General features: G+C 61.6%; 1 protein-coding gene. It reads left to right on the plus strand.

Annotated elements, in window-relative coordinates; genetic code table 11:
• Nucleotides 1-5,281, plus strand: a 5,281-nt coding sequence (locus ILFOPFJJ_RS34325; protein ID WP_173514834.1) for a shikimate kinase, incomplete at both ends; no start/stop codon positions are given.

Here is a 5,281-nt window from a genome sequence, read left to right on the forward strand (position 1 = left end):
CAGGCGCTGGCGAACCTGGTGAACGGTTTCAGCAAGTGGCCGGAGGAGGCGGGCTGTCGCGAGGCCACCGTCGCAATCGCCGGTGAGGTGCCTTCCCAGCTCTCCTATTTTGATCCACAGGCGCTGGCGAACCTGGTGAACGGTTTCAGCAAGTGGCCGGAGGAGGCGGGCTGTCGCGAGGCCACCGTCGCAATCGCCGGTGAGGTGCCTTCCCGGCTCTCCGCTTTTAAGCCGCAGGCGCTGGCGAACCTGGTGAACGGTTTCAGCAAGTGGCCGGAGGAGGCTGGCTGTCGCGAGGCCACCGTCGCAATCGCCGGTGAGGTGCCTTCCCGGCTCTCCGCTTTTAAGCCGCAGGCGCTGGCGAACCTGGTGAACGGTTTCAGCAAGTGGCCGGAGGAGGCGGGCTGTCGCGAGGCCACCGTCGCAATCGCCGGTGAGGTGCCTTCCCAGCTCTCCGATTTTAAGCCACAGGCGCTGGCGAGCCTGGTGAACGGTTTCGACAGCTGGCCCGACGAGGTGGCATGCCATCAAGCGGTAATGGACATGGCGGCCGCACTCGGCACGCCAAGCCAGCGTTTCGGGGCTTTCACAACGCGCAACCTCAGCATGATCGCCAATGTTCTGGGACGCAGTTTTAAAAGAGGGGAAGATAGTGGAGACATTGCAGAGACCGCTCTGCTGAAGGATAGGCTGCATCAGATGGCTCATTACCTGCACTATGCCGATGATCGGCTGCAGCAGGCCAGCCTTCGAAGCATTGCTATCATTTTCAAGGCACTGTCGAAGGTCCAGCTATTCGACGACCTCAGTTTGCTCGCGCCGATCGGATTAAATCGGCTCACGGAATTACGCAATCGTGCTGGTTTTGCCATCGAGAACAGCCTCGAAGCCATGGGCAGTCTTTGCGCCGCTCTGGTGCCGCTGGCGCGCAGTCCGCAACTGCGCTGGCACCGCAGGCAGGCTCTGAACCTGCTGTACGATATCCAAGCCTTCGTGGAGGACAAGATCGAGGCGCATCTCAACGCAAGCGGGGCCGAGCGGATCCGTGGGCCATTCGCGAGCCGCTGCCCGGCGTTGTCAGTGTATCAAGTGCTGAAAGCTCGTGCGGTCCTGGAGAAACTGTTCCAGCGGCCGTATATCGAGGGCAGCAAGCCCGATTTGCTGGTGCGGCGGCAGGAACTGCAGCGCGGGACCAGGAAGATCCTGGCCAGCACGCGCGAGCTCATCGAAAGCGACCTTTCCACTATGAGCTGGAACCTGATCGCGCAGATCGAGTCGGACAGTCCGCTCAATGCGCTGGACGCGTTTATGGCGCAGGATGCCGCTAGGATCAAGGCGCAACATCGGGCATCGGTCTTCGACATGCATGAGGTGTTGCGGGGGATGGATCATGAGCCCAGACCACCGGAAGGTAAGGCGGGGTTGATGCAGCTACAGGTGGTGGACCTGCAGGGGCGACGAGTAACGACCGAGCCCGAGACACGCTATTCGATTTTTCATCGCCTGACCTCGGGGGCCGTGCCAGTAGTCGCAGTGCAAGTACCGGCAAAGCCGAGCGCGTTCATGCTGGCGCGTACGATCAATGTCGATGGTGTGCCATACCGCATGGACCTGTTCGGCGGCAGCAAGTTAAAAGGGCAAACGCCTACCGTGACGGAGATCGCCGCCCGCGCTCCCGGTGAGGAGCCAACCATGTCCGGCGGCAAGCTGTTGGCCATTCCTTACGCCGACACCGCACCGGGCACGGCGTTCGAGCGGCTATCGCGCCACTGGGCGCCGTTCAAGGAAGCCTATTGGTACACGCAGCGCAGGGGCTTTGCCGCGCCTCCGGGGATGAATGGTCTCGGTCCTCACGACTACGCGCTGGAGGGCGCCTTCAGGCTGTTGCTGGCGCCGGACCGCGCTGGCAACATGGAGCATCCCTTCAGACTGATGGGACCGGAAGGCCCGATCGCCCTGCGGCCGCATGACGGCTGCGGCTTCATCAAGGCCTCGCTGGCTGGGCAGATGCCGGCTGTTTGCAGGGCCGGCCGCCGAGAGGGGCCCGATCGGATGCTTGCCTTTGGTGAGGGTAGGAGATCGTCCGTGCCGGCCTCGGCGTTGCAACATTATCCGCGCAGCGAGCAGGTGGCTGGTGAGGCACGAGAGATGGCCAGGAACTGGCTTGAGAACAGGCAGCAGCAAAAGCAAAAGCTAACGCCGGAAGAGCTGTTTCGCACCGTGACGGCCGGACACGTCGACGGTCCCGGCGCCGTCGCCGTCCCGTCCGATGATGGCCGCCTCCATGTGCCCACACTCAAGAGCGAGACGTTGTCAGGTGGCGTGCTCATCGGCCGAGCCCCCTATGACAAGCCGAACCTGCGCCCGTTTGCCGCTGAGCAAGTCAAGTCAGCACGTGATGGCGACCCAACGGCTGTGTTTCTTGATAACTGTGTAGCCATCCAATACAGCTTTAGCGTGGCACAAAAGTCAGGCGAGACACTGGCGCCCGACGATCAGAGCTTCTTCGCCAAAGGCATTCTGATCGTCGTGCCTGACGAATTGTGGCCGGCCAACTACGCCGATCGCGGGCTGGTCCTGTCGGCCGAGGATGTCAAGTGCCATTCGAGCTGGGTTGAGTGCAAGGACCGCGCAAAGACAGTCACTTCTATCGACTGCGTGGGCATCCTACAGGCCACCGAGGCGTTCGCTCCGGGGTCGCTGGTTGCCGTCCCCCCCAGCGAACAGAAAAAGCTCGACGGCGATTTCGATGGAGATACCGTCGTTATCGTCGGCGACCGGCCGCAGCTTTATGAACACGTGCGCCAGTTCGACAAAAAGGAGCAAGCTCGCGGACTTCACTCGCTCAAGCCGCCCAAGTCGCATACCCCGGCGATCGAGCAGGATAGCTACCAATTCAGTCGCGCCCGTCAGATCCTCGCTGCCACTCTCGGTGTCTTGGGAACGTATAGCACCCTGCAGCGACGCTTTCTGGCTCAATCCGATCAGGCGCAGCGCTGGTTTGCCGAGCGGGCCATCTTTGGCATCTATGAGGGCGTTCACCAAGAGCTCAGGCGAGATATCCGTGACCTGTTGAAGCAGGAGCGGGTGAGCGGCCGGGATATTCAACGCACTCTCGAGAGGGCGCGCGCTGACATCGAGGCTGCAGACCATCCGCTTGCCCGCGAGGTCGCCGAGCTGCTCGTTGCCGACCTTAAGGCATGGGCAGAGAGGAGCGATGAGCAGGTCCTGCCTGACACCTTTGAACGCGTGAGCGAGGCAAATCCGACGGTGAGCCCCGCGTTCGTTGAGCTTTTCGACGAGCTGGCAGAGGCCTATTCGGCCGCTCCTCGGCCACGCGACCGCATCGAGTTTTTGCTCGACCACTATCCTGCACGCATCGACCCCCGACCGGACGGCTACATTCCGGACGACCTCGTCCAAAGCGTAAAGAACCTCCTGAGCCTCGGCGTCAAGGTCGGGACCGACGCGTACAAATCTGACACCGGTGCCCGTCTCTTTCTGGAGAAGAGCCGTAGGCTCGACGGGCTCCTGCACCAGACGCCAGGCCTGACTTCCGTGCCATTCAGCAAGAGCATGGCGGCGACCCTTAGCCAGGGCAGGTTCAATGTCGATGCGACCTTGGAGGATCTGAAGGGGAATCCCACGCTGGCCGCATCAATCATGGAGGCCTCAATCAAGGTTGCTGCGGAGAAGCATATCCTACCCGAACCCTCTGGCCGACAGTCTACGGCTGAGGATTCTGCGGTGGCGGTCACGCTGACCCTCAGCGAGGCGTCGGAGCGCGCCCAAATTGAGGCTGCCCGCGCGAAAGTCGAAGAGCCAGAGATCACTGCAGCAGCAGTCCGGGTAGCCGAGACAATTGCGCAGGCGGGCATCAAAGTGAACATGCCCGATCTCAATCGCCGCTTGAGAACGGACGGCTCCATGATCGCCCAGCTCACTGGGATGAGCGTCACGTCTGATGACAAGGCTCAGTTGCTCAGCAATGCTGTTCGATACCTCTTCGAAGTCCCTGACAGCGATTTTGCAACCGCCTTCAAGAAAGCCATGCTGGGCTTCGTTGACCGGGGCTATGCCGAGATCAGCACAACCAACTGGTTCAAAATGCGTAATCCGACCTTTGTCGGCATCAAAACCGTGCTCGCCACTCCGCGAGGTTACCGCTTCGAGGCGGAGTTCCACACGCCAGACAGTTACAAGGCCAAGATCGTCAATCACGATACCTACAAGGAGCTGGAAAAGCTTCAGCAGCAAGCCAGCGGAGATGCTCTGAACCAGTATAACGCCGAAGAACTGGCGCGCCGTGCGCGAGAAGTCTGTAAGAAGGTGGCTATCCCGGACGGCGCCAAGAACATCCCCCACTGGGGAGTAGAACCGGTTCGTAGAAGGCGGGCCGGTGCAGCCTTTACGGCGCAGACTGACGAGCTGGGGAGGCGTGAGATTGGAGAAATTGTGGCGGCTCTCGGCGATCGGCCCATCGTGCTCGTCGGCATGCCTGGTGCCGGAAAATCCACCATCGGCCGGAATCTTGCGAAGCGGCTGCGGCTGAACTTCATCGATTCCGATGACGCGATCAGGACAGAAACCGGCACGTCTATAAGGCAGCTCTGTCAGACCCATGGCGAGCAGCATTTCAGGAACCTCGAGGCGAAGGTGATCGCGCGTGCGCTCAAACAAGGTCCCGCGGTGCTCGCGACCGGTTCTGATTCGTTCATCCATGATGAGACCCGTACCCTGATTCATGACGAGGCAGTCTCGATCTGGCTCAAGGCGGATGCGGACGTGATAATGCGGCGCAACAAGGGCCGGGCTGGCCGCCGGCTGCTGCAGACCCCCGACCCAAAGGCGACCGTCACACAACTGATCACTGAGCGCGAGCCGGTCTTTCAAACTGCCGATCTCACGATTGCCTCGGGCAACGGGTCGCATCAAAATCAGGCGAATGAATGCGTGACCGCGCTGCACGCCTATCTCTGCGAGGCCGGGCAAGGGGCGCGGCAGACCGGCGTGTCTCAGGAGCTTCCTGTTGCGCCGGGCTCTCAGAATGCGGGAGCTTCGGGTATGATTGTGGAGCATTTGCGGGCCGCCCCCTTGGCGCGGCGGCAGAGGCAAGAAGCGGAGCCATCCGCCGGAGCCCGCGGTCTCGCTCCCGGGTTTGCGGCCCTTGTTCGTGCGGATCCGGCTGGGTTGGGTTACAATGCTCGCTTTGCGCCGACGCCCTCCGCCGGGGCTAGCTCAAAGACCTACGTCGATTTTCTGCTTGATTCACCGTCCGCAC

This window comes from Sinorhizobium psoraleae (assembly GCF_013283645.1).
GTDB lineage: Bacteria > Pseudomonadota > Alphaproteobacteria > Rhizobiales > Rhizobiaceae > Sinorhizobium > Sinorhizobium psoraleae.